This window comes from Actinomycetospora rhizophila (assembly GCF_042657905.1).
Taxonomy (GTDB): Bacteria; Actinomycetota; Actinomycetes; order Mycobacteriales; family Pseudonocardiaceae; genus Actinomycetospora; species Actinomycetospora rhizophila.
In genome coordinates this window covers 21,583-44,544 of record NZ_JBHSKG010000002.1, presented here as the reverse complement: position 1 = coordinate 44,544, position 22,962 = coordinate 21,583, and the positions used below count along the sequence as shown (strand labels likewise).

25 protein-coding genes are annotated in these 22,962 nt (G+C 74.7%); 15 read left to right on the top strand and 10 right to left on the bottom strand.

Annotated elements, in window-relative coordinates:
• Positions 1-71: 71 nt before the first annotated feature.
• The 4 genes from ACFPK1_RS03995 to ACFPK1_RS03980 form a co-directional block, all read right to left on the bottom strand.
• Entirely contained in the window at positions 72-725 is a 654-nt protein-coding gene (locus ACFPK1_RS03995) for a response regulator (protein WP_378019612.1), read from the bottom strand.
• Positions 722-1,981 carry a sensor histidine kinase gene (locus tag ACFPK1_RS03990; protein WP_378019611.1) on the bottom strand — a complete coding sequence of 420 codons (1,260 nt, stop codon included), beginning with the start codon at positions 1,979-1,981 and terminating at the stop codon, positions 722-724. The genes ACFPK1_RS03995 and ACFPK1_RS03990 overlap by 4 nt, the downstream gene beginning before the upstream one ends.
• A 47-nt stretch (positions 1,982-2,028) precedes the next feature.
• Positions 2,029-3,963 (bottom strand): serine hydrolase, encoded by a 1,935-nt coding sequence (locus ACFPK1_RS03985; protein WP_378019610.1) that lies wholly within the window; start codon positions 3,961-3,963, stop codon positions 2,029-2,031.
• A 155-nt stretch (positions 3,964-4,118) separates the two neighbouring features.
• Positions 4,119-4,553, bottom strand: coding sequence for a hypothetical protein (locus ACFPK1_RS03980; RefSeq protein WP_378019609.1), 435 nt, complete (start codon positions 4,551-4,553; stop codon positions 4,119-4,121).
• Between the two features lie 87 nt (positions 4,554-4,640).
• Between ACFPK1_RS03980 and ACFPK1_RS03975 the strand changes: the two genes are divergently transcribed.
• The gene (locus tag ACFPK1_RS03975; protein WP_378019608.1) at positions 4,641-5,633 is read left to right on the top strand and encodes an aldo/keto reductase; all 993 of its coding nucleotides are present in this window, start codon (positions 4,641-4,643) and stop codon (positions 5,631-5,633) included.
• A 43-nt stretch (positions 5,634-5,676) separates the two neighbouring features.
• Here ACFPK1_RS03975 and ACFPK1_RS03970 read toward each other — a convergent pair whose 3' ends face one another.
• Positions 5,677-6,744, bottom strand: a complete 1,068-nt coding sequence (locus ACFPK1_RS03970; protein ID WP_378019607.1) for an alpha/beta hydrolase — start codon at positions 6,742-6,744, stop codon at positions 5,677-5,679.
• Positions 6,745-6,853: 109 nt separating this feature from the next.
• On the bottom strand, positions 6,854-7,126 hold the full coding sequence (locus tag ACFPK1_RS03965) for a DUF3253 domain-containing protein (RefSeq protein ID WP_378019606.1): 273 nt from the start codon (positions 7,124-7,126) through the stop codon (positions 6,854-6,856).
• Positions 7,127-7,167: 41 nt separating this feature from the next.
• Between ACFPK1_RS03965 and ACFPK1_RS03960 the strand changes: the two genes are divergently transcribed.
• Positions 7,168-7,602: an SRPBCC family protein gene (locus ACFPK1_RS03960; protein ID WP_378019605.1), complete on the top strand. Its 435-nt coding sequence runs from the start codon at positions 7,168-7,170 to the stop codon at positions 7,600-7,602.
• Positions 7,603-7,613: 11 nt separating this feature from the next.
• Here the strand turns inward: ACFPK1_RS03960 and ACFPK1_RS03955 are convergent, their stop codons facing one another.
• Positions 7,614-8,843, bottom strand: a complete 1,230-nt coding sequence (locus ACFPK1_RS03955; protein WP_378019604.1) for a CaiB/BaiF CoA transferase family protein — start codon at positions 8,841-8,843, stop codon at positions 7,614-7,616.
• Positions 8,840-9,331: a flavin reductase family protein gene (locus ACFPK1_RS03950; RefSeq protein ID WP_378019603.1), complete on the bottom strand. Its 492-nt coding sequence runs from the start codon at positions 9,329-9,331 to the stop codon at positions 8,840-8,842. Before ACFPK1_RS03950 ends, ACFPK1_RS03955 begins: the two co-directional genes overlap by 4 nt.
• A gap of 211 nt (positions 9,332-9,542) precedes the next feature.
• Between ACFPK1_RS03950 and ACFPK1_RS03945 the strand changes: the two genes are divergently transcribed.
• From ACFPK1_RS03945 to ACFPK1_RS03905, 9 genes are all read left to right on the top strand, one after another.
• On the top strand, positions 9,543-10,769 hold the full coding sequence (locus tag ACFPK1_RS03945) for an FAD-dependent monooxygenase (protein WP_378019602.1): 1,227 nt from the start codon (positions 9,543-9,545) through the stop codon (positions 10,767-10,769).
• The gene (locus tag ACFPK1_RS03940) at positions 10,766-11,638 is read left to right on the top strand and encodes a dioxygenase family protein (RefSeq protein WP_378019601.1); all 873 of its coding nucleotides are present in this window, start codon (positions 10,766-10,768) and stop codon (positions 11,636-11,638) included. Before ACFPK1_RS03945 ends, ACFPK1_RS03940 begins: the two co-directional genes overlap by 4 nt.
• A 3-nt stretch (positions 11,639-11,641) precedes the next feature.
• Positions 11,642-12,538, top strand: coding sequence for a LysR family transcriptional regulator (locus ACFPK1_RS03935; protein WP_378019600.1), 897 nt, complete (start codon positions 11,642-11,644; stop codon positions 12,536-12,538).
• Positions 12,535-13,635: a mandelate racemase/muconate lactonizing enzyme family protein gene (locus ACFPK1_RS03930; protein WP_378019599.1), complete on the top strand. Its 1,101-nt coding sequence runs from the start codon at positions 12,535-12,537 to the stop codon at positions 13,633-13,635. Before ACFPK1_RS03935 ends, ACFPK1_RS03930 begins: the two co-directional genes overlap by 4 nt.
• A 94-nt stretch (positions 13,636-13,729) precedes the next feature.
• A complete protein-coding gene (gene catC, locus ACFPK1_RS03925) occupies positions 13,730-14,011 on the top strand; it encodes a muconolactone Delta-isomerase (RefSeq protein WP_378019598.1) in 282 nt (93 codons plus the stop codon).
• Positions 14,012-14,062: 51 nt separating this feature from the next.
• On the top strand, positions 14,063-14,827 hold the full coding sequence (gene pcaD / locus ACFPK1_RS03920; RefSeq protein ID WP_378019597.1) for a 3-oxoadipate enol-lactonase: 765 nt from the start codon (positions 14,063-14,065) through the stop codon (positions 14,825-14,827).
• A 2-nt stretch (positions 14,828-14,829) separates the two neighbouring features.
• Positions 14,830-15,603, top strand: coding sequence for a CoA transferase subunit A (locus tag ACFPK1_RS03915; protein ID WP_378020254.1), 774 nt, complete (start codon positions 14,830-14,832; stop codon positions 15,601-15,603).
• Complete coding sequence (locus tag ACFPK1_RS03910) at positions 15,600-16,256, top strand: CoA transferase subunit B (RefSeq protein WP_378019596.1); 657 nt, start codon at positions 15,600-15,602, stop codon at positions 16,254-16,256. The genes ACFPK1_RS03915 and ACFPK1_RS03910 overlap by 4 nt, the downstream gene beginning before the upstream one ends.
• A 141-nt stretch (positions 16,257-16,397) precedes the next feature.
• Entirely contained in the window at positions 16,398-17,054 is a 657-nt protein-coding gene (locus ACFPK1_RS03905; RefSeq protein WP_378019595.1) for a PAS domain-containing protein, read from the top strand.
• Here the strand turns inward: ACFPK1_RS03905 and ACFPK1_RS03900 are convergent.
• Both ACFPK1_RS03900 and ACFPK1_RS03895 read right to left on the bottom strand, forming a co-directional pair.
• Complete coding sequence (locus ACFPK1_RS03900) at positions 17,051-19,036, bottom strand: acetoacetate--CoA ligase (RefSeq protein WP_378019594.1); 1,986 nt, start codon at positions 19,034-19,036, stop codon at positions 17,051-17,053. The genes ACFPK1_RS03905 and ACFPK1_RS03900 overlap by 4 nt on opposite strands.
• A gap of 16 nt (positions 19,037-19,052) precedes the next feature.
• The gene (locus ACFPK1_RS03895) at positions 19,053-19,697 is read right to left on the bottom strand and encodes a class I SAM-dependent DNA methyltransferase (RefSeq protein ID WP_378019593.1); all 645 of its coding nucleotides are present in this window, start codon (positions 19,695-19,697) and stop codon (positions 19,053-19,055) included.
• A gap of 175 nt (positions 19,698-19,872) precedes the next feature.
• On the opposite strand from ACFPK1_RS03895, the gene ACFPK1_RS03890 reads away from it, so the two are divergent.
• The 4 genes from ACFPK1_RS03890 (at position 19,873) to ACFPK1_RS03875 (ending at position 22,962) form a co-directional block, all read left to right on the top strand.
• On the top strand, positions 19,873-20,976 hold the full coding sequence (locus ACFPK1_RS03890; protein ID WP_378019592.1) for an MFS transporter: 1,104 nt from the start codon (positions 19,873-19,875) through the stop codon (positions 20,974-20,976).
• A 74-nt stretch (positions 20,977-21,050) separates the two neighbouring features.
• Positions 21,051-21,479, top strand: coding sequence for a CBS domain-containing protein (locus ACFPK1_RS03885; protein WP_378019591.1), 429 nt, complete (start codon positions 21,051-21,053; stop codon positions 21,477-21,479).
• 40 nt (positions 21,480-21,519) lie between these two features.
• Positions 21,520-22,494: an aldo/keto reductase gene (locus ACFPK1_RS03880; protein ID WP_378019590.1), complete on the top strand. Its 975-nt coding sequence runs from the start codon at positions 21,520-21,522 to the stop codon at positions 22,492-22,494.
• 84 nt (positions 22,495-22,578) lie between these two features.
• Complete coding sequence (locus tag ACFPK1_RS03875; RefSeq protein WP_378019589.1) at positions 22,579-22,962, top strand: VOC family protein; 384 nt, start codon at positions 22,579-22,581, stop codon at positions 22,960-22,962.

The window sequence follows — 22,962 nt, the reverse complement described above, 5'->3', positions numbered from 1 at the left end:
CCACGATCAACGCTCGTCCCTCGTCCGGGCGCGCAGGGCACATCCCCGAGGACGAGTGCGGCTGACCCGTCTCAGCGAGGAGCGAGCCCGTTCCGGTACGCCCACACGACCGTCTGCACGCGGTCCCGCGTCCCGATCTTCGTCATGGCCCGGCCGAGGTGCGACTTCACGGTGCTGACCTCCACCACCAGCTCCGCGGCGATCTCGGCGTTCGACAGCCCGCCCGCGAGGAGCCGCACGATCTCGGTCTCCCGCGCGGTGAGGCCCTCCGCGGGCTCCGCCACCGACGGGGACGCCGGCCGCCGCCGGGCGAACTCGGCGATCACCCGCCGCGTGACGGCGTGGTCGACCAGCCCCTCCCCCGCCGCGAGCCGTCGCACGGCGTCGACGAGGTCGTCGGGCTCGGCGTCCTTGAGGACGAAGCCGCTGGCCCCGGCCTCGAGGGCGCCGAAGACGTACTCGTCGAGGTCGAAGGTGGTCACGACGAGCACCGCGGGGACCGGCGGCTCCCCGGCCACGATCTCCCGGGTGGCCGCCAGCCCGTCGCCGCCGGGCATCCGCACGTCCATGCACACGACGTCGGGGGCGAGGCGCCGGACCAGCCGCACCGCCCCCGGGCCGTCGGCGGCCTCGCCGACGACCTCGATGTCGCCGGCGGTCTCGAGGAACATCCTGAAGCCCGCGCGCACGACGCCCTGGTCGTCGACGAGCACGACCCGGATCACGCGGCGTCCCGCGGGAGCTCGAGACGGACCCGCCACCCGCCGTCGGGGCTCGGCCCGACCTCCAGATCGGCCCCGATCAGCTCCGCCCGCTCCCGCATCCCGATCAGACCGAGCCCGCGACCCGGTGCGTCCTCGACCGCCGGCGCGTCCCCGGGGCCGTTGCCGACCTCCAGCACGGTCGCGGTCTCGCCGTGTCGCACGCGCACGGTGACCCGCGCCCCCGGCGCATGGTCGCGGGCGTTCGACAGCGCCTCCTGCGCCACCCGGTAGACGCTGACGTCCGCGACGGGCGAGAGCTCGCGCGGCGCGCCGACGACCTCGAGCCCGACGAGCGGCCCGGCGTCCGCCACCAGCCGCTCCAGCGTCGCGAGCCCGGGCATCGGGGCGCCCTCCTCGGGCACACCACCACCCCGCTCCCGCAGCGCGCCGACCACCAGCCGCAGGTCGTGCAGCGTGGCCCGGCCCTGGGTGCGGATCTCGGTGATCGTGCGCCGGGCGGCGTCGGGGTCACGGTCGACCAGCCGCTCGGCCACCGACGCCTGGACCACCATCGCCGCGAGGTGGTGCGCGGCGATGTCGTGGAGCTCGCGGGCCACCCGGGTGCGCTCGGCGCCGACCGCCGCGTCCGCGCGGGCCCGCTGCGCCTCGAGCGCCTCCGCGGCCCGCCACCGCGCCAGCTCCGCGACGTGCCGGCGCGTCGCGATCCAGCCGCCGACCACCGACGCCGCGAGGTAGGTGATGACCGAGGACGCGAGCTGGGTCAGCACCGCGCCGACGCCGGTCGCCCCCGTCGGCGCGACGAAGGCGACGGCCTCCACCAGCGCGGCCGCCCCGGTGAGGGTCAGCGCGCGACGCGCCGGCAGCCGCGTCCCGCACGTGTAGGCGGCGACCACCGGCGCCGGCCCGCGCAGGCCGGCGGTCGGCAGGACCACGGCCTGCACCACCTGCAGGGCGATCGTCACCGCGAGGCACAGCACCGGGCGGGTCCGCCGGACGACGAGGACGCCGGACTGCAGGACGAGCAGCATCAGCACCGCGGACACCGTGAGCGGGCCGCCGCCCAGCACGACCGCCAGCGCCGGGTCCGCGAGCCCGACCAGCACCACCGCGACCGACACGACCGCCGTGGCGCCCGCGAGCGCGACGTCCCGGCGCCGCGGCGTGGTCAGGCCGAGCCGGGTGAGCACGGCGTCGGCCCGCACCTCGGCCCCGTCCGGCACCGCGTCCTCGTCAGGCGAGGTGTCGGGCGGGGTCATGGGGTCACCGTGCCTTCGTGATCGCCGAGCGGGAGGGATCGTAGGGGTCAGAAGCCGAGGTCCACCGAGAGCAGGTGGTAGACGCTCGCGACGCCCGCCACCGCCGCGAGGGCGAGCAGCACGAGCGTCCGTCCGGTCACCCCGAGCGCGCCGACGCGGCGCCGGACACCGAGGGCCACCGACGCCGCGGCGGGCAGCACGCCGAGGGCGCCCACGGCCTGCAGGGCGACCAGGCCCGCGAGCACGGCCGTCGGGACCTCACCCAGGCCCACGAGCGTGAGGACCACCGCGACCCAGCCGACGAGCGCGACCACCGCGGCACCGGCACCCAGGCGCGTCCCGAGCAGAGCGAGCCGCTCGGCGCGGGGCACGGCCAGGGGGCGGCCGTAGCGCCGGCGCAGGAACGCCCCGGCCGGCCAGGCCAGGAGGGCCGCCAGGAGGACGGCCACGGAGGCGGCGAGCACCGGCAGGACGACGGCGGCGGTGCGCTCGGGCGGGGCCGGGAGCAGCGTGAACGCGCCCTCGACGCCGAGGGCGGCGACCCGCCCGTTCTCCGGGCGCATCGCGACGATCCGCTGGCCGCCGACCTCCTGCCACACCCAGGGCCGGACCTCGCGGTAGACCGCCGGGTGCACGCCCAGGGGGCCGGGCGTGAACAGCAGGGTGCCGTCGGGGCGGGCCGTGGCCGTGACCTGGCCGGTCAGGTTCATGGCGGACAGGAAGGTGGTGAACGGCGCCCGCGCGGCCTCGTAGGTGCCCTGCGCGAGCGCGGCCCGCTCCGCGCTGCCCGGCACCGGGGGCGCCGGGGCACCGCCCGGGAAGTAGCGGTCGGTGAAGCCGTGCAGCACCGCCTCGCGCAGCTCGAGGCTGTCCGCCGCGCCGCGACCGGACCCGTTCATCGTCACGACGATCCCGGTCCGCTCGTCGGGGTAGAGCTGCAGGTGGGAGTGGAAGAACGCGGTGTCGCCGCCGTGGCCGAGGATGCGCCGGCCGTTGCGGCTCTCGTCGAACAGGCCGAGCCCCATCCGCGGGCCCTCGGCGAGCGCGCCGAGCGTGTCCGCGCCCAGGGCGGGCCGCCGCATCAGGTCCTGGCCGGCGGGCGAGAGCAGGGTCGGTGCTCCCAGCTCGGCGAGCAGGAAGCGCGCCATGTCGTCGATCGACGCCGTCAGGGAGCCCGCCGGTGAGGGCCGCACGGTCTCGAACGGCGCCGGCGGGTCGTCGACGGTCGCGGAGGCCTGCGACAGCCGGTCGCGCAGCGGGGCCGGGAGCGGCTGCGCGAACGTCGACGAGCTCATCCCGGCGGGGTCCAGCACGGAGCGCCGGACGTACTCGGCGAACGGCATCCCGCTGACCCGCGCCACGACGTAGCCGGCGAGGCCGTAGCCGTAGTTGGAGTAGGCGGGCGTGGTGCCCGGGGCGAACACCTGCTCGGGCGGATCGGTGGCCAGGTGCTCCCGCAGGTCCTCGGTGTCCTCGCCGAGGGTCACGAGGCCGCGGATGCGCTCCTCGAACCCCGCGGAGTGGGTCAGCAGGTGCCGCATCGTCACGGGCGGCTCGTGGCGCAGCGGCAGCGGGAAGTCGAGGTAGCCGCGGACGTCGGCGTCGAGGTCGATCCGGCCCTGCTCGACGAGCCGGAGCACGGCGACGGCGGTGAAGACCTTGGACACCGACCCCACCCGGAACAGGGTCCGCGCCGGGTCGACGGGCTCCCCGGCGGCCGTGTCGGCGTGTCCGAAGCCGCGGGAGGTCAGCACCTGCCCGTCCCGGACGACGGTCACCGCGGCACCCGCGATGCCGGCGCGCTCGAGCCCGGCGGGGACGACACCGTCGAGCCAGGCGTCCAGGTCTTCTCGGGTGAGGGCGGCCGTGGCGGTGGGCGCGGGGGGTGTCGGCGCGACGGTCGACGCCCCGCCCGCGCACCCCGCGAGCAGGGCCGCGAGGACCAGGACCAGGCCCAGACCTCTCCGTGACGTACTCAGCATGGCGGCGCTCCTCGGACGACGACGCGGTCGTCGAGGACGCTGCCGCCCGACCGGGGCCGGCCACATCGCGCGCAGGTCGGTGATCGCGTCTCCGACCTCCGTCGGAGGCGCCGGGCGCAGGTCGCAGCGGGAGCCGTCGCCCGAGGGACGGTCGGCTAGCGCGCGGCCGCCCGGCGCCGGCGCTGCAGCAGGACCATCGCCACGACGATCACGAGCAGCACCGCGGCCCCGCCGACGAAGCGCCAGCTCGACCCACTGGTCTCGGCGACGGTGATCGTGGCCTCGAGCGGGCGCCCGCCGCAGGTCGCGGTGACCGTCACCGGGCCCGGGGCGGCGTCGGCGGCCACGGTCACCGCGGAGAAGACCGCCCAGGGCTGGTGGCCGTCGGCGTCGCGCTCCCAGGGACCGCCGGTGACGCCGGGTCCCGTGACCGGCGTCGTCGCCGGCTCCTCGCAGGGCATCTGCGCGCGCAGCGACGTCCCGGGGGCGGCCGGGGCGCCGTCGCCGATCACCAGCCCGGGGTCGGCCAGGGCCGTGCCCGCGCCCAGCCAGAGCAGGGCGGCCACCAGCGTCGTGAGCAGCAGGCGCATGGGGTCACCGTGCCACCCGCGCGGTGTCCGGCGGGTCACCGTGACGGCACACGTTCAGGGCGGCTTGCGCCGGGGCAGCCAGCGGTCATGGAGCAACGCACTCTCGGTGGCCAGGGTCTGCGCGTGTCCGCGCTCGGCCTCGGCTGCATGGGCATGACCTTCGCCTACGGCGGTCAGGACGACACCGAGTCGCGCGCGACGATCGAGCGCGCGCTCGAGCTCGGGGTCACCTTCCTCGACACCGCCGACATGTACGGCCCGCACACCAACGAGGAGCTGCTGGGCTCGGTGCTGTCCGGCCGGCGCGACGAGGTCGTCATCGCGACCAAGTTCGGCAACGAGATCGGGCCCGACGGGTTGGGCACCGGGCGCGTCAACGGGCGTCCGGACTACCTGCGCGGCCAGATCGACGGGTCGCTGACCCGGCTCGGCACCGACCACGTCGACCTCTACTACCAGCACCGCGTCGACCCCGACGTGCCGATCGAGGAGACGTGGGGCGCGCTCGGCGAGCTCGTGGCGGCCGGCAAGGTCCGCTACCTCGGCATCTCCGAGGCCGCGCCCGACACCATCCGCCGCGCCCACGCCACGGCGCCGATGAGCGCGGTGCAGACCGAGTACTCGCTGTTCACCCGTGACGTCGAGGACAACGGCGTGCTCGCGACGTGCCGCGAGCTCGGCATCGGCTTCGTGCCGTACAGCCCGATCGGACGCGGCTTCCTGTCCGGCACGATCCGGCGCACCGAGGACCTGCCCGAGGGCGACTGGCGCCGCAACTCCCCGCGGTTCCAGGGCGAGGCGCTGCAGGCGAACCTGCGGGTGCTCGACGAGGTCAACGCGCTGGCCGAGCGCAAGGGCGTCACACCGACCCAGCTGGCGCTGGCGTGGGTGCTGGCGCAGGGCGACGACGTGGTGCCGATCCCCGGCACCAAGCGGCGCCGCTACCTCGAGGAGAACGCCGGCGCGGCCGACGTGACGTTGAGCGCCGAGGAGCTCGAGACGATCGAGAAGGTGGCCCCGGCCGGCGTCGCCAGCGGCGAGCGGTACCCCGCCGCGGCGATGCGGATGCTGCACCACTGAGCCCCATGTGAGCGGACTTCGGGGCTATGACCCCGAAGTTCGCTCACGTACCGGCGGGCTCCTTCGTCGTCAGGGCGAGGCCCGCGCGCAGGGCGGAGGCGGCGTCGAGGACCGCGTCGCGGGCGGTCGGGACGACGCCCGCCATGCCCGCGTAGCCGTGGATCAGCCCGGGGAAGCGGCGCGCCACGACCGGGACGTCGACGTCGCGCAGCGCCGCGACGAGCTCCTCGCCCTCGTCGCGCAGCGGGTCGAACCCGGCCGTCGAGACGTAGCAGGGCGGCATGATCGCGAGGTCGTCGACCTCCAGCAGCCCCGTCGGTCGGATCGGCTCGATACCGTCGGGCAGGTAGTAGCGCTCGAACACCTCGATGTCGACGGTCCGCAGCCCGAAGCCCTCCGCGAAGAGCTCCCGCGACCCGCCGACCCGCCCCGCGTCGGTGACCGGGTAGAGGGCCAGCACGAACGCGGCCGTCTCGTCGGTCCGCCGGGCGAGCTGGTGCGCCGCCGTGAGGGCGAGGTTCGCGCCGGCCGAGTCGCCGCCCGCGGCGACGGTCGTGGCGCGGAACTCGTCGCGGTGGGTGAGGACGTGGTGCAGCGCCGCCGCGGCGTCGGCCAGGCCCGCCGGGAACGGGTTCTCGGGCGCGAGCCGGTACTCGACCGACAGCACGCGCACGCTCGCCTGGTTCGCGAGCACCCGGCACAGCGGCTCGCTCGACGCGATGCTGCCCAGCGCGAACCCGCCGCCGTGGAAGTGCACGAGCAGCGGCGCCGGCCGGTCGCCGATCTCGGCCGGGGTGTAGAGCCGGGCGACCAGCTCGCCGGCCTCGTCACGGCCGGGACCCGCGGGCACCGGCACGCGAACCGGCAGCGTCGTCACCCCCGGCGTCGCCGACCAGGCCAGCCCGGCCGCGCGGTCGGTGGCACGGCGCTGCTCGACCAGCGACGGCTCCTCGCCGCCGGCGATCAGGCCGAGCGTGCGCAGCACCAGCTGGACGTCGAGGTCGAGGGTCTGCCCGTCCCGGACGACGGCCGGGCCGGCCAGCAGCCGGCGGAGGGGACGGGGCAGTGCGATGAGGGCGCGCAGGATGCGCCGGAGGACTCCGAACAGCACCGGCCGAGCCTAGGTGCGGCCCGATCTCGCGTCCCGCACCGTGCCTCACGTGGGGGATTTCCTGACGTCTGACGTGAGCGTGGCCGCCAGGCTGACACCACCCCGTGCGTCAGTCGTCCCGTTCGTCCCGGTCGGCGGGGTAGCGCAGGCGCACGGGGCCGCGGGCGGTCGCGGGGTCGACGACCTCGCCGCGCTGGGTCATCTCGATCCGCCGGTCGTCCACCATGCCGCTCGCGACGCGGCGGGCGTCGGGCATGAGGTCGCGCCAGGCGTCCGGGGCGACGCGGCGCGCGGCCTCCGACGGGCAGATCGTCTTCCCCGTGGCGCGGTGGTCGAGCAGGTCGACGATCGCGTCGGCGAGCGCCTGGTCCGTGTCGGCCACACCACCGGGTACCCGCGGCCCGCACGGGGTACCGACAGGACGTGAGCGAGCCGGTGATCCGCGAGGTGACCATCGACGCCCCCGCGTCCCGGGTGCTCGAGGTGGTCGCCGACCTCGAGAACACCGACCGGTGGGCCAACGAGGCCAAGTCGGCGAAGGTGCAGGCGCACGACGACCAGGGCCGGCCGACGCGCATCGTCGTCACGCTCGGGGCGCTGAAGTTCACCACCGACGCGACGTACGACGTCACCTACGGCGACCACGCCGTGACGCTGACCTGCGTCGACGCGCGTCTCATCCGCGAGAGCACGATCGACTACCGCGCCCACCCCGAGGGTGATGCCCGCACGCGCCTGGTGATGTCCTCGACGATGGAGGTCACCGTGAAGGGCGTGCCGCGGTGGGGCCTCGAGCGGGCCATGGGCTCCAGCGCCGAGAAGAACCTCGCGTCGATCAAGAAGGACGCGGAGGGCTGACGCCACGCCCCTCAGATCACCTTCTCGTCGGCGAGCTCCGCGACAGCGGAGTCGGACAGCCCCAGCTCCGCGTAGACCTCGGCGTTGTGGTGCCCCGGGACCGGCGGCCCGGCCCAGCGCACCTCGCCCGGGGTGTCGGAGAAGACCGGGACGACCCCGGGGCCCAGCACGTCCTCGCCGAAGCGCTCGTCGAAGTGCGGCGCGAGCATCCCGCGGGCGCGGAACTGCGGGTCGGCGACGACCTCGGCCGCCGTGTTGATCGGCCCGCAGATCACGCCGGCCTCGTCGAGCACCCGGCGCACCTCGTCGGCGGGCAGCGACCCCACCCAGTCGCCGACGATCCCGTCGAGCTCGTCCTGGTGCTCGCCGCGCGCGCGGTGGTCGGCGTAGCGCGGGTCGTCGGCGAGCTCGGGGCGCCCCATCGCCCCGCAGAGCCGGCGGAACACCGTGTCCTGGTTGGCCGCGACGACCAGCCACAGCTCGTCGGCCGTGCGGTAGACGTTCGACGGCGCGATGCCCTCGAGCTTGGTGCCGCCGGGCTGGCGCACGCGGCCCAGCTTGTCGTACTCCGGGATGATCGACTCGAGCACCGACAGGCACGCCTCGGTCAGCGCGACGTCGACGACCTGGCCCACGCCGGTCACCGAGCGGTGGTGCAGCGCGGCCAGCACGCCCTGCACCGCGACCATCCCGGCCAGCGAGTCACCCAGCGAGATCGCCTGCCGCGGCGGCGCCTCGCCCGGGTAGCCGTTGATGTAGCGCAGGCCCGACAGCGCCTCGGCGACCGACGCGTAGCCCGGCTTGTCGGCGTACGGACCGGTCTGCCCGTAGCCCGACACCCGCGCGAGCACGAGGCGCGGGTTCACCGCCGAGAGACGGTCCCACCCGAGGTTCCAGCGCTCCAGCGTCCCGGGCCGGAAGTTCTCGACGATGACGTCGGCGCCCTCGACGAGCTGCAGGAACACCTCCTGGCCCCGCTCGGAGCGCAGGTCGAGGGTGATGCAGCGCTTGTTGCGGGCGTGCACGGTCCACCAGAGCCGGTGGCCCTTGTAGGACTCCTGGCCCCAGTCGCGCATGGGGTCCTGGCCGCCCGGCGGCTCGATCTTGACGACGTCGGCGCCGTAGTCGGCGAGCAGGCGCCCGGCGAACGGGCCGGCGACGATCGTGCCCAGCTCGAGCACCCTTACGTCGGCGAGCGGACCGGGCCCGGCCGGCTCCCCTCCGGTCCGCGGCTCGGTCACTCGGCGGCCGCCGGGCTGGTCCGCGCGTACCCGCCCCGGTGGAACACGAGCGGCGGGCTGCCGGGCGCGCCGAGGTCGTGCACCGCGCCGACGACGATGTGGTGGTCGCCGCCGTCGTGCACGGCGTGCAGCGTGCAGTCGATCCACGCCGTGGCCCCGCCGAGGATCGGCGAGCCCAGCCCCGAGGTGGTCCACTCGACGCCCGCGAACTTGTCGCCGCCCGACACCGCGAACGTCGTCGACAGCTCCTCCTGCTCCGCGGAGAGCACGTTGACGACGAAGCGGCCGGTCGCCTCGATCTTCGGCCAGCTCGACGAGGAGCGGCCGGGCAGGATCAGGACCAGCGGCGGGTCGAGGGACAGCGAGGAGAAGGACTGACACGTGAAGCCGGCGGGCCCCTCGGGGGTCGTGCCGGTGACGATGGTGACGCCGCTGGGGAAGTGCCCCAGCACCTGGCGCATCGTCGAGGCGTCGGTGCCCTCGCTCATTCACTGCCTCCCGGATCACGGTGCCACCGCAGACCGTATTGACCCGGCCACGCCCGTGCACCCTCGCCGCCCGGTACATCACAGCGGCCGCCGTCACCGGGCCATCGAGACGCAGCGCATCTCAGTCGTTCTCGATTCGGCGCTTTCTCGTCACGGATGGCCTGTGTCACGCTCGTCGTCGACCGGTCGTCGGGGAGCGGGAGGCAGCCAGATGGAGACGACACGGGTCGTCGTCGCCGGGGCCGGCATCGGCGGCCTGACCCTCGGCATCGCCCTGGCCCGCGCCGGGGTCGCCGTCGACCTCTACGAGCGGGCCGACGAGCTGCGCGAGGTCGGCGCGGCCGTGGCGCTCTCGGCGAACGGGTCGCGCCAGCTCTACCGCCTCGGGGTGGGCGAGGCCCTCGACGCCGTGTCCACCCAGCCCACCGAGCTGATCTACCGCGACGGGCGCACCGGCGCACGGATCGCCGCCCACCCCGGCGGCGCGAGCTACCGCGCGCGCTACGGCGCCCCCTACTGGGGCGTGCACCGCGTCGACCTGCAGCAGACGCTCGCCGCCGCGTTCGTCGCGGCCGCGGGGGCCGGGCACCTGCACCTGGGCCGCGCGGTCGCGGGCGTCGACGCCGAGCGGGGCGCGCTGCTGCTCGCGGACGGCACCGAGGCGGTCGGCGACGTCGTCGTCGGCGCCGACGGGGTCCGCTCGCTGCTGCGCGACGCCGTCACCGGGCCCGGCACCGGCCCGACCTACTCGGGGACCAGCGGCTTCCGGGGCCTCGTGCCGATCGACGCGCTGCCGAGCCTGCCCGACCCCCGGGCCATCCAGTTCTGGGCGGGCCCCGACGCGCACCTGCTGCACTACGCGCTGGGTCGTGACGACGACACCGTCAACTTCCTCGCCGTGCTCTGCGGGCCGCAGACCTGGGAGGGCCCACAGCGCGACGCGCCCGCCGGGGAGCTCCTCGAGGGGTTCGCGGGCTGGCACCCCGCGGTGCGCGAGATGCTCGCCGCGGTGCCGCAGAGCGCGCGCTGGCCCCTGCTCGCCCAGGAGCCGCTGACCCGCTGGACGCGCGGGCGGCTCGCCCTGCTCGGCGACGCCTGCCACGCGATGCTGCCCCACCACGGCCAGGGCGCGAACCAGGCGATCGAGGACGCCGTCGCGCTCGCCCGCCTGCTCACCGAGCACGACCCCGACACCGCGCTCGCCGCCTACCCGCGCGAGCGGCGCGCCCGCACCCGCGCGATCGCCGCCAGCGCCTGGGACACCGGGACGCTGCTCCACCTCGACGACGACCACCCGCGGATCGCCGAGCGCGACAAGCGCTTCGCGGGCTACCTGCCCGACAACGGCTGGGTCCACGACCACGACGCCGCCACCCCCTCGACGGGTCGAGCTCCGCTCCGCTCCGTCTCCCACCCCAGAGGAGCCCTGTCCGCATGACCACCACCAACGACCAGTCGGTCTCCGACGCCGTCACCGCCGGTTCCCACGCCACCGAGTCCGCCCGCGCCGGGCTGTCCAACCTCCGCGAGGGCGCCGGCGGCACCGTCGACCAGCAGCGGGTGGCCACCGTCGTCGGCGCCGCGCTCGAGGGCATCCGCGCGGCGATCCGCGAGAACAAGGTCACCTACGAGGAGTTCGACGCCTTCAAGCGCTGGCTGATCGCGGTCTCCGACACCGGCGAGTGGCCGCTGTTCCTCGACGTCTACCTGGAGTTCGAGGTCGAGAAGGTCGCCGCCGAGAGCCAGCAGGGCTCGATCGGCACGATCCTCGGCCCGTTCTGGCTCGACGGCCAGGCCCAGCTCGACACCCCCGCGACGCTGCCGATGCGCGACGACGAGCCGGGCACGCCGATGATCCTCGCCGGCCAGGTCACCTCCACCGACGGCACGCCGCTGCGCGGGGCCACCGTCGACATCTGGCACACCGACGACGAGGGCTGGTACTCCGGCTTCGCGTCCAAGCCGCCGGCGGGCAACCTGCGCGGCGTCGTGCGCTGCGACGACGAGGGCCGCTTCGAGATCCACACCCGCAAGCCCGCGCCGTACACGATCCCGCTCGACGGCCCGACCGGACAGATGACCCAGGCCGCCGGCTGGAGCCCGTGGCGCCCCGCCCACATCCACCTGCTCGTCGCCGCGCCCGGGCACCGCACGCTGACCAGCCAGCTGTTCTTCACCGGCGACCCCTACCTGGGCAACGACGTCGCGTCGGCCGACAAGCCCGAGCTCACCCTCGATCCCCAGCCGACCGGGAACGGCGACGAGGTGCGCTCCGACCGCGACTTCGTGCTGGAGCCGGGTGACTGACGGGTGGAGACGCGCCAGCTGCGCTACTTCGTCGCGGTCGCCGAGACGCGGCACTTCGGGCGGGCCGCCGAGCGGCTGCACATCGCCCAGTCGCCGCTGTCCCAGGCGATCCGGCAGCTCGAGGCGCAGCTGGGCGCTCCCCTGTTCGAGCGCACGACCCGGCGGGTCGACCTGACCGCCGCCGGCGAGGAGCTGCTGCCCGAGGCCGTGCGCATCCTCGCCTCGCTCGACGCGGCCCGCGACCAGGTGGGCCGCGTCGCGGCGGGCGCGCTCGGGCGGCTGCGCGTGGGCGCGACGGGGCTGGCCACCTACCGGCACGTCCCCGACCTCGTCCGGCGCCTCGCCGCCGAGCTGCCCGGCCTCGAGCTGGCCTTCACCACCGAGCTGCTCACCCCCGCGCTCGAGACCGCGCTCGCCGACCACCGCATCGACCTCGCGGTCCTGCGCCCGCCGGTGAGCGACCCCGGGCTCGCCCACCACGTGCTCGCCCGCGAACGGCTCGTGCTCGCGGTGCCGGCGGACCACCGGCTCGCCGGGGGCCCGGTCCGGCTCGTCGACCTCGCCGACGAGGACTTCGTCGTCTACGCCGCGGCGGGCTCCGTGGTGGGCGAGGCGGCGGCGCGGGCGTGCCGGGCGGCGGGGTTCACGCCGCGCAGCACCCACCACGCCGACCAGACCTCGATCGTCCTCGCGCTCGTCGCCGCCGGCGTCGGCGTCGCCCTGCTGCCGTCGTCGGTGCTCGCCGTCGCCGTCGAGGGCGTGCGCTACGTGGAGCTCGACGACCACGCGTCCGTCACCACCGACGTCGCCCTGGCCTGGCGGCGCGACGACCCGCAACCGGCCCTGGCGCGCGCGCTCGCCGTCCTGTGCCGACCCGACCCCCGGAGCGTCCCCGCATGAAGATCACCAACGTTGAGGCGATCCCGCTCGCCGTCCCGTTCCGGCGGCCCTTCGCCTTCGCGAGCGGGCAGGCCACCGCCGCCGACCACGTCCTCGTGCGGATCACCACCGACGACGGGCTGGTCGGGTACGGCGAGGCCCCGCCCCGGCCCTACACCTACGGCGAGACCGCCGCGTCGATCGTCGCCGTCGTGCGCGACCTGTTCGCCCCGGTGCTCGTCGGCGCCGACCCGTTCGCCCGCGAGCGCCTGCGCGCCGACCTCGCCCGCACCGTCGCCAACAACGCGGCCAAGGGCGCCGTCGACGTGGCGCTCTGGGACCTCGTGGGCCAGGCCTGCGGGCAGCCCGTGCACGTGCTGCTCGGGCACGCCGCCGACGACGTCGCGGTCGCCCACATGATCGGGCTCGGCACGCCGTCGGAGATGGTCGCCGACGCCGTGGAGATGAACGACCGGTACGGCGTCGAGGCGTTCAAGGTCAAGGTCGGCCGCGACCTCGCCCACGACCTGGCCGCGGTGCGCGAGCTGCGCCGCGAGCTCGGGGACTCCGTCGAGCTCTACGCCGACGCCAACCGCGGCTGGGACGCCGACACCGCGATCGTCGCCGCCCGCCGGCTCGCGGACTTCCACGTCACCTCGCTCGAGGAGCCCAACCCCGCCGACGACGTGCTCGGCCGGCGCCGGATCGTGCGCGAGAGCCCGATCCCGATCGTCGGCGACGAGTCGACGATCACCCTCGGCGGTGTCGCCCGCTCGCTGCTCGACGGCGACTCCCAGGCCACCAGCGTCAAGGTCGCGCGCACCGGGTTCACCGAGTCCGCCAAGATCGTCGGGCTGTGCGAGGGCCTGGGCGTCGCGACGATGGTCGGCAACCAGATCGACGGCATGCTCGGCACCGTCGCGTCCACCGCGCTCGCCTGCGGGCTGCGGTCACTCGCCCGCCACCCCGTCGAGGTCACCAACTTCCTGCTGATGACCGACGACGTCCTCACCGAGCCCCCGACGATCGTCGACGGCCGTGCCGCCGCCCGCCAGGGACCGGGCCTGGGTGTCACGATCGACCCCGACAAGCTCGCCCACTACCGCACCGACCGCTAGGCCGGTCGGCGCAGAAGAAATGTCAGCGGCGGCGCGTCGCTGACACTGAACGTCCGTCACGCCACGCGCTCGATGCGACTGATCGGAGCACATCGTGCAGTTCCTCGTCCGCATGGACGTCCGCCTCCCCCACGACATGCCCGCGGACGTCGCCGACGACCTCCGCGCCCGGGAGAAGGCCCGCGCCCACGAGATCCAGCGCGCCGGCAAGTGGCCGGAGCTCTGGCGCGTCGTCGGGCAGTACGCGAACTACAGCCGCTTCGACGTCGACTCCGCCGACGAGCTCCACCAGCTGCTCACCAGCCTGCCGCTGTTCCCGTACATGCAGGTCGAGGTCACCGCGCTCACCGTGCACCCTTCGAAGCTCGAGTCCTGATGAACGGAAGCACCGGGTTCACCGACCCCCGCCGCCGGGCAGGGTGAGGGCGTGAAGCTCCACCACGCCGCCGAGGGTCCCGCCGACGGGCCGCCGCTGGTCCTGCTGTGCTCGCTGGGCAGCACGATCGACATGTGGGCGCCGCAGCGCGCCGAGCTGGCCGACGAGTTCCGGGTGATCTCGCTCGACACCCGCGGCCACGGCGGCTCCCCGGTGCCCGACGGGCCGTACCGCGTCGAGGACCTCGCGGGCGACGTCCTCGAGACCCTCGACGGACTCGGCGTCCCGCGGGCCTCCTTCGCCGGCGTCTCGCTCGGCGGGGCGATCGCGCAGTGGATCGGCCTGCACGCCCCCGAGCGCGCCGCCTCGCTGGCGATGCTGTGCACCGCGGCCCGCTTCCCCAACGCCGACACCTTCCGCGAGCGCGCGACGACCGTCCGCGCGCAGGGCACGGCGGCCATCGCCGACGCCGTCGTCGCGCGGTGGTTCACCGAGGACTTCGCCGACGCGGAGCCCGACATCGTCGCCCGGATGCGCGACCAGATCGCCTCCACGCCGGCCGAGGGCTACGCGGGGTGCGCCGAGGCGGTCGCCGCGTGGGACGTCGTCGACGAGCTCGGGAGCATCGACGTGCCGACGCTGGTGGTCAGCGGCATCGAGGACCCGGCGACCCCGCCCGAGCACCAGCAGCTGCTCGCCGACGGCATCCCGGGCGCGCGCCTCGAGACCGTCACCAACGCCGCGCACCTCGCCTCGTTCCAACGCCCCGAGATCGTGACCCCGCTGCTGCGCGAGCACGCGAAGGGAGCCTCGTGAGCATCGACAAGACCGTGGCGTCCGCCGACGAGGCGGTCGCCGACATCACCGACGGCGCCTCGCTGGCGGTCGGCGGGTTCGGCCTGTCCGGCGTGCCGATCGTGCTCATCGACGCGCTCTCGCGCGGCACGGCGACCGACCTGCACGTCGCGTCGAACAACTGCGGCACCGACGGCTGGGGCCTGGGCATCCTGCTCGAGCAGCACCGCATCGCCCGCGTCGTCGCCTCCTACATCGGCGAGAACAAGGAGTTCGGCCGCCAGTACCTCGCCGGCGAGCTGGAGGTCGAGCTGACCCCGCAGGGCACGCTCGCCGAGCGCCTGCGCGCCGCCGGCTCGGGGATCCCGGCCTTCTACACCCCCGCCGGGGTCGGCACCTGGGTCGCCGACGGCGAGATGCCCTGGCGCTACCACCCCGACGGGTCGGTCGCGGTCACCTCGCCGCCCAAGGAGGTCCGCGAGTTCGAGATCGACGGCGTGCGCACGCCCTTCGTGCTCGAGGAGTCCCTGGTCTGCGACTTCGGCCTGGTCCGCGCGGCCAAGGGCGACCGGCACGGCAACCTCGTCTTCCACCGCTCCGCGCGGAACTTCAACCCGCTCGCGGCGATGGCCGGACGCACCACGATCGCCGAGGTGGAACAGCTCGTCGAGCCCGGCGAGATCGACCCCGACGACGTCCACGTGCCCGGCATCTTCGTCCACCGCGTGGTCGAGCTGACCGGCGAGCAGGTCACCACCAAGCACATCGAGAAGCGCACCACCCGGGAGACGACGTGAGCCTCACCCGCGAGCAGATGGCCGCCCGCGCCGCGCGCGAGCTCACCAACGGCTCGTACGTCAACCTCGGCATCGGGCTGCCCACCCTCATCCCGAACCACCTGCCCGAGGGCGTCGACGTGCTGCTGCACTCGGAGAACGGGCTGCTCGGCGTCGGCCCCTACCCGACCGAGGACGAGGTCGACCCCGACCTCATCAACGCCGGCAAGGAGACCGTCACCGTCCGCGAGGGCGCCTCGTTCTTCGACTCCGCGCTCTCGTTCGGCATGATCCGCGGCGGGAAGGTCGACACCGCCGTGCTCGGGGCGATGCAGGTCGCGGTCACCGGGGACATCGCCAACTGGGCCGTGCCGGGCGCGATGGTCAAGGGCATGGGCGGCGCGATGGACCTCGTCCACGGCGCGCGCCGGGTGCTCGTCGTCATGGAGCACGTCACCAAGAAGGGCGCGGCCAAGCTCGTCGAGTCGTGCTCGCTGCCCCTGACCGGACGCGGCGTCGTGTCCCGCGTCATCACCGACCTCGCCGTCATCGACGTGACCCCCAGCGGCTTCGTCCTGCGCGAGCTCGCCCCCGGCGTCACCGCCGAGGAGGTGCGCGAGCAGACCGGCGCGCCGCTGGCCGACGCGGAGGACCTCACCGAGATCGCCGCCTGACGTTTGTCCGTCGACCGAGCGCGACGGACCGGCAGCGCACGGATCGCGGCGGCGCCGTTGTCGCCGGGCCGGGCCGGGCGCATAGTGACGGCCTCCCGACGGGGCGTCCACCACCTCCGACCCGCTCCGACGGCCGATTACATGATCACCAACAGCGATCTGTCAGTGGTCCCCCAGGGCGCGGCGCGCACCCTGCTCGACGTCGCGGGCGCCGACACCTGCGAGCGCGTGGCCCATCGGCTCAGCACCGGCTCGCTCGACCGCATCCGGCGGGTGGTGCTGCGGCTGCTGGCGCGGGCCAGCGTCTCCGACCCCGCCACGCGCACCGCACTCCAGGCCGAGGCCGACGAGCTCGACGCCGCCGTCCGGGCCGCGCGCGACATCATCTTCTCGTCGGCGGGCCCGGCCGAGCTCACCGAGCCACGGTGCACGCCCGCCGAACCCCCCGTCGAGACCGCACTGCTCGACGGCACCGGGACGATCGTCTGGGTCGACGAGGCCTGGGACGCGTTCTGCACGGCCAACGGCGGCGACCCCGCGTCCTCGGGCGTCGGGCGGTCCTACCTCGCGCTGTGCGACGCCGCGGCCGCCACCGACGGGCACAGCGCCGCCGTCGCCGCGGCCATCCGGTCGGCGCTGGCCGGCGACCTGCCCGCGCCGACGCGCGTCGAGGTGCCGTGCCACGCGCCGACGCGGCCGCGCTTCTTCGACGTGCTGATCTCGTCGCGCCGCGACGACCACGGCCGCGTCCTCGGCGCGACCGTCACGCTCTCGGAGGTCGTCCCCGCGGCCGTTTAGCCGCGGGCGCGCGCCACCACGTCCTCGAGCGCCTCGGGGTTGCGCAGCGCGTCCTTGCTGACGGCCTTCTCGGGCGCGGTGCCCGCGAGGATCCGCTTGACCGGCACCTCGGACTTCTTGCCGTTCAGCGTGCGCGGGATGTCCTCGACGACGAGGAACCGGTCGGGTACGTGGCGCGGGGAGAGCTGGGAGCGCAGGGCCTTCTTGAGCTGCCCCTCGACGTCGTCGAACGCCACGCCCTGCCCCAGCACCACGAAGCACAGCAGCTCGCCGCCGTCGCGGGCGCCCTCGAGGCCCGAGGTGTCGATGACCAGCGAGTCGAGGACCTCGTCGAAGGACTCGACGACCTCGTAGAACTCGGCGGTGCCCATCCGCACCCCGCCGCGGTTGAGCGTCGAGTCGCTGCGGCCGCGGATGATGCACGAGCCGCGCGGGGTGATGCTGATCCAGTCGCCGTGGCGCCAGATGCCGGGGTAGTCCTCGAAGTACGACTCGTGCATCCGGGCGCCGTCGGGGTCGTTCCACAGCGTCACCGGCATCGAGGGCATCGGGCGGGTGATCACCAGCTCGCCGACCTCGTCGATCACGGGGTTGCCCTGCGGGTCGTACGACTCGACCGAGGCGCCGAGCGCCCGGCACGAGATCTCCCCGCGCCACACCGGCACGGTCGGCGCGACGCCGACGAACGCGGCGCAGACGTCGGTGCCGCCGGACACCGAGGCGATCTGGACCTGCTCGCCGACGGCGTCGCGGACCCAGTCGAAGCCCTCGGAGGACAGCGGCGAACCGGTGGAGCCGACCGACCGGATCGCCGAGAGGTCGAAGGCGTCGCGCGGGCGCAGGCCGGCCTTGAGACACGACTGCACGAACGACGCCGACGTCCCGAACACCGTCACGCCCTCGTCGGCGGCCATGCGCCAGAGCACGTCGAGGTCGGGGTGGCCCGGGCTGCCGTCGTAGGCGACCACCGTCGAGCCCACGAGCAGCCCGGAGATGAGCAGGTTCCACATCATCCAGCCGGTGGTGGTGAACCACGTGAACCGGTCGCCGGGACCGAGGTCGTGCTGGAGGGTCAGCGACTTGAGGTGCTCGACGACGATCCCGCCGTGCGAGTGCACGATCCCCTTGGGCAGCCCGGTGGTGCCCGAGGAGTAGAGGATCCACAGGGGGTGCTCGAACGGCACCGGGTCGACGGCGAGCGGGGCGTCGCCGTCCTCGGTGAACCGCGCCCAGGCCACGACGTCGTCCGCGTCGGACCACGAGGCGACGTAGTCGATCCCGACCACCGCGCGCAGGGTCGGCAGCTGCTCGCGCAGCGAGGCGACCGTGCCGCGGATGTCGTAGGACTTGCCGTTGTAGAGGTAGCCGTCGACGGCGACGAGCACCGACGGCTCGATCTGGGCGAAGCGGTCGACGACGGCGCGCGCCCCGAAGTCCGGCGAGCACGACGACCACGTGGCGCCGAGCGAGGCGGCGGCGAGGAAGGCGACGAGGGTCTCGACGGTGTTCGGGGACAGGGCGACGACCCGGTCGCCGCGGCCGACACCGAGCGCGACCAGCCCGGCCCGGGCGCGGGCGACGTCGGCGCGCAGCTCGCCGTAGGTGCGGGCGACCCGGCGCCCGTCCTCGCGCACGGCGACGATCGCCGGGTCGGCGTCGGCGCCGCCCTCGGCCGGCCACAGCGCGTGCTCGGCGTAGTTCAGCGTCGAGCCCGGGAACCACTCCGCGCCCGGCATCTCCTCGGACCCGAGGACCTCGCGCGGCGCGTCGTGGAAGCGCACGCCGAGGAAGTCGACGGCGCTGCCCCAGAAGGCCCGCAGGTCCGACGTCGACCACTGCCAGAGCTGGTCGTACGTGTCGACGGTCACCCCGTGCTCCCGGGCCACCTGCTGCGCGAACGCCGTGATCCGCGCGTCCCGCACCGTCTTCTCGTCGGGTCGCCAGAGGATCTCGGGCTCGGCACTGGTCGGCTCGGGGCTCATGCCCCCGTTCTATCCCTCAGCGGGCGGTGAGCACCAGCATCCGCGCCTCGACGCCGACCCCTGCCCGGTAGGGCGAGCGCTCCGCGGACACCAGCTCCACCGTGCCCGCGTCGGCGAGGCGGTCGACCTCCGCGCGGTACCCGCCGGACTCCCACACGTCGTCGAGCACCGTCGCGACGATCCAGCCCTGCGGACGGGTCACGCGCGCGAACTCGGCGAGCACCGCCGGCCCGACGTGACCGTGGGTGAGCGTACCGACGCAGACGACGACGTCGTAGGCGTCCGCCTCGGTGGGCAGCGCGCGGGTGAGGTCCACGGGCTGCAGCGAGCGGTAGGCGCCGGTGGCCCGGGCCTGCTCGAGCATGCCCTCGCTGACGTCCATCCCGTCGATCACCCGGACCCCGCGCTCGGCGAGCGCCGCGCCGACGAGCCCGGTGCCGCAGCCGGCGTCGAGCACCGTGACGTCCGGGCCCGCGACACGCACGACTGTCTCGGCGGCGAGCCCCGGCGCGACGTAGCCCTGGCTCTCGCCGGCCAGGTCGGCGTCGTACCGCGCCGCCCACTCGTCGTAGAGCGCGCGGGCGTCGTCGGGCCCGCCGAGGCGGTACGCCCGCTCGACGTACGGGTTGTCGCCGGACGGGGTCGTGGGCTCGTCGGTCATGGGGCCGAGTGTCGTACGTGAGCGAACTTCGGGGCTATGGCACCGAAGTCCGCTCACATAGGATGAGCACGTGCAGAACCTCTTCCGCCGACGCTGACACCCGGCCCCGCGCAGGTCGCGGGTCCCCCGCGGGTTCGGCGCCCGGGTCGTCGCCGTCGAGGCGCTCGGCCAGTTCGTGCCGCTGTACCCGCTCTACGCGCTGCTCTTCGCCGAGCACGGCCTGTCCGACGCGGCGATCTCGGCGCTGTTCGCGCTGTGGTCGGTGACCACGCTGGTCTTCGAGGTGCCGTCGGGCGCCTGGGCCGACGTGACCTCGCGGCGCCGGATGCTCGCGGCCTCGGGCGTGCTGTCGGGCGCCGCGTTCGCGCTGTGGGTCCTGGTCCCGAGCACCCCGGTGTTCGCGGCCGGGTTCGTGCTCTGGGGCGTCGGGATCGCCCTCGGGTCCGGCACGCTCGAGGCGCTGACCTACGACGAGCTCGCCCGCCGCGACGCGACCGAGCACTACGCCACGCTCATAGGCCGCGCCCGCGCCGGCTACCTCGCCGCCACGCTCGGCGCGACCGCGCTCGCCGCGCCGCTGGTGACCGTCGGGGGTTGGGTCTTGCCCGGGCTGGTCGGGGCCGGCGCGTCCCTGGCCGGCGCGGCCCTCGCGCTCACGCTGCCCGAGCAGGAGCGCCCGCGACGGGCGTCCGGGACCACGCGCCACGCCCTGGCCGACTGGTGGGCGACGCTGCGCGAGGGCGTCGGCGAGGTCTCGCGGACCGCGCTGCTGCGCCGCGCCGTCGTCGTCACCGCCCTGCTCACCGGCCTCCTCGCGATCGACGAGTACCTGCCCCTGCTCGCCGCCGCGCACGGGGCGACGCCGGCGGTGGCGGCGCTCGCGCTGGCCGGGGTGGGCGTCGCGGAGTCGGCGTGCGCCGCGCTCGCCGGCCGCGTCGCGCGGGCCCGCGGCCCGGTGCTCGGCGGGCTGCTGGGCCTCGCCGCGGTGGCGGTCGGCACCGGGGCCCTGCTGCCGCTCGGTCCCGGGTTCGCGCTGCTGGGCGCGGGGTGGGGCGTGCTCCAGATGCTCCTGGTCGTGGTCGAGACCCGGGTGCAGGACGCCGTGGCCGGCGACGCCCGCGCCACGGTGACCTCGATGGCCGGGCTTGGCTCGGAGGCGGTCGCGCTCGGGGTGCTCGCCGCCGTCGGCGCGGGGTCGGTGTGGTTCGCGCTCCCGGTGCTGGTCGCCGCCCTGACCGTCCCGTTCCTGGTCGTTGCGGTACTGGTGGGACGACAGTGACCGTCCGGGTCTGGCCGAACCCGGACGGTGCCTGCCATATTCGTCGGACCCGAAAGCGACGAAAGGGGCCCGGTATGCGCATCGCGGACCTGCTCGCACGGAAGGGGACGGCGGTCCTGACCGTCCCGCCCGACGCCCCGATCTCCCAGCTGCTCGCCGTGCTCGCCGAGCGCAACGTCGGCGCCGCCGTCGTCTGCGCCGACGACCGCCTCGTCGGGATCGTCTCCGAGCGCGACGTGGTGCGCCATCTCCACCAGCGCGGCGCCGGGCTCCTCACCGCGCCGGTCGGCGACATCATGACGACGGTCGTGGCGACGTGCCGGCCCGCCGACGACATCCAGACCCTGAGCCGCACGATGACCGAGCGGCGCATCCGCCACATCCCGGTGGTCGACGACCAGGAGCGGCTGGCCGGGATCATCAGCATCGGCGACGTGGTCAAGAGCCGCATCGACCAGCTCGAGGAGCACCGCGACCAGCTCGAGGCGTACATCTCCCGATAGGCGCCGATTCGCTCCCGACCCACCGGGTACGCCGGGCCCCATGGAGACCACGAGGCTGGGCAAGACGGAACTGCAGGTGTCGCGCATCGCCTTCGGGACCTGGCAGGTCTCGGGCGAGTGGGGTTCCTACGACGCCGACCAGGCGCAGCGCGCGATCCGCCACGCGCTCGATCTCGGCGTGAACTTCTTCGACACCGCCCAGGCCTACGGCTTCGGCCAGTCCGAGGAGGTCCTGGCGAACGCGCTGCGCGGCGAGCTGGACCGCGACCGGGACTCGGTCGTCATCGCCACCAAGGGCGGCATCAACCCGGGCACCGACCGCCCCCGCGACTCGCGCCGCGAGTGGCTGCGCTCGGGCGTGGAGTCGTCGCTGAAGGCCATGAAGATCGACCACATCGACCTCTACCAGGTGCACTGGCCCGACACGGACACGCCGTTCGCCGACACCGCGGGCTACCTGCAGGAGCTGGTGGACGAGGGCAAGATCCGCCATGTGGGCGTGTCCAACTACGACGCCGAGCAGATGGCCGCGTTCGACACCCGGCGGCCGGTGGAGACGCTGCAGCCGCCCTACCACCTCTTCCGCCGCCACATCGAGGACGGCGTCCTGCCCTACGTGCGCGAGCACGACATCGGGACGCTGGTCTACAGCCCGCTCGGCTCCGGGCTGCTGACCGGGACGATGGACGAGAGCACGACCTTCGAGGACTCCGACTGGCGCTCGCAGGCCTCGGCGTTCCGGGGCGAGAAGTTCCGGCAGAACCTCGAGGTGATCGAGCGGCTGAAGTCGTTCGCGGCCGACAAGGGCTGCGAGGTCTCCCAGCTCGCGATCGCGTGGGTGCTCGCGCAGGACGGCATCGACGTCGCGATCGTGGGTGCCCGCTCCGAGCGCAACATCGAGCGCTCGCTGGCCGCGGTCGACGTGCGCCTGAGCGCCGACGACCTCGCCGAGATCGAGAAGATCACCGCCGACGGCGTGCAGGTCACCGGCGCCGCACCCGAGGGCGTCGCCTGACGGAGCGGATCGAGCACCGAACGTGGTCCTTGTCCAGGATCACGCGGTCGCTCTATCGTACGGGTCCCGCCCGAAGGAGGCCCGATGACCGCGTCCACCGCCACCACCGTCACGAACATCGGCGTCGCCATGTTCACCGTCGCCGACCAGGACGCGGCCATCGCGTTCTACACCGGCACGCTCGGCTGGGAGCTGCGCGGTGACACCCGCTTCGGCGAGGACGGCAGCGACCGGTGGGTCGAGGTCGCACCGCCGGGCTCCACGGCGCGGCTCGCGCTGAACCCGCCCATGGGGGGCGAGCCCGGCGGTGGCGGCATCGGCGTCGAGACCGCGGACCTGCGCGCCGAGCACGCGCGGCTGCGGGACGCCGGTGTCGACCTCGAGGACATCATGGAGGCGCCGGGCGCGCCGCTGCTGTTCATGCTGCGCGACCCCGATGGCAACCACATCGCGGTCGTGCAGACGTAG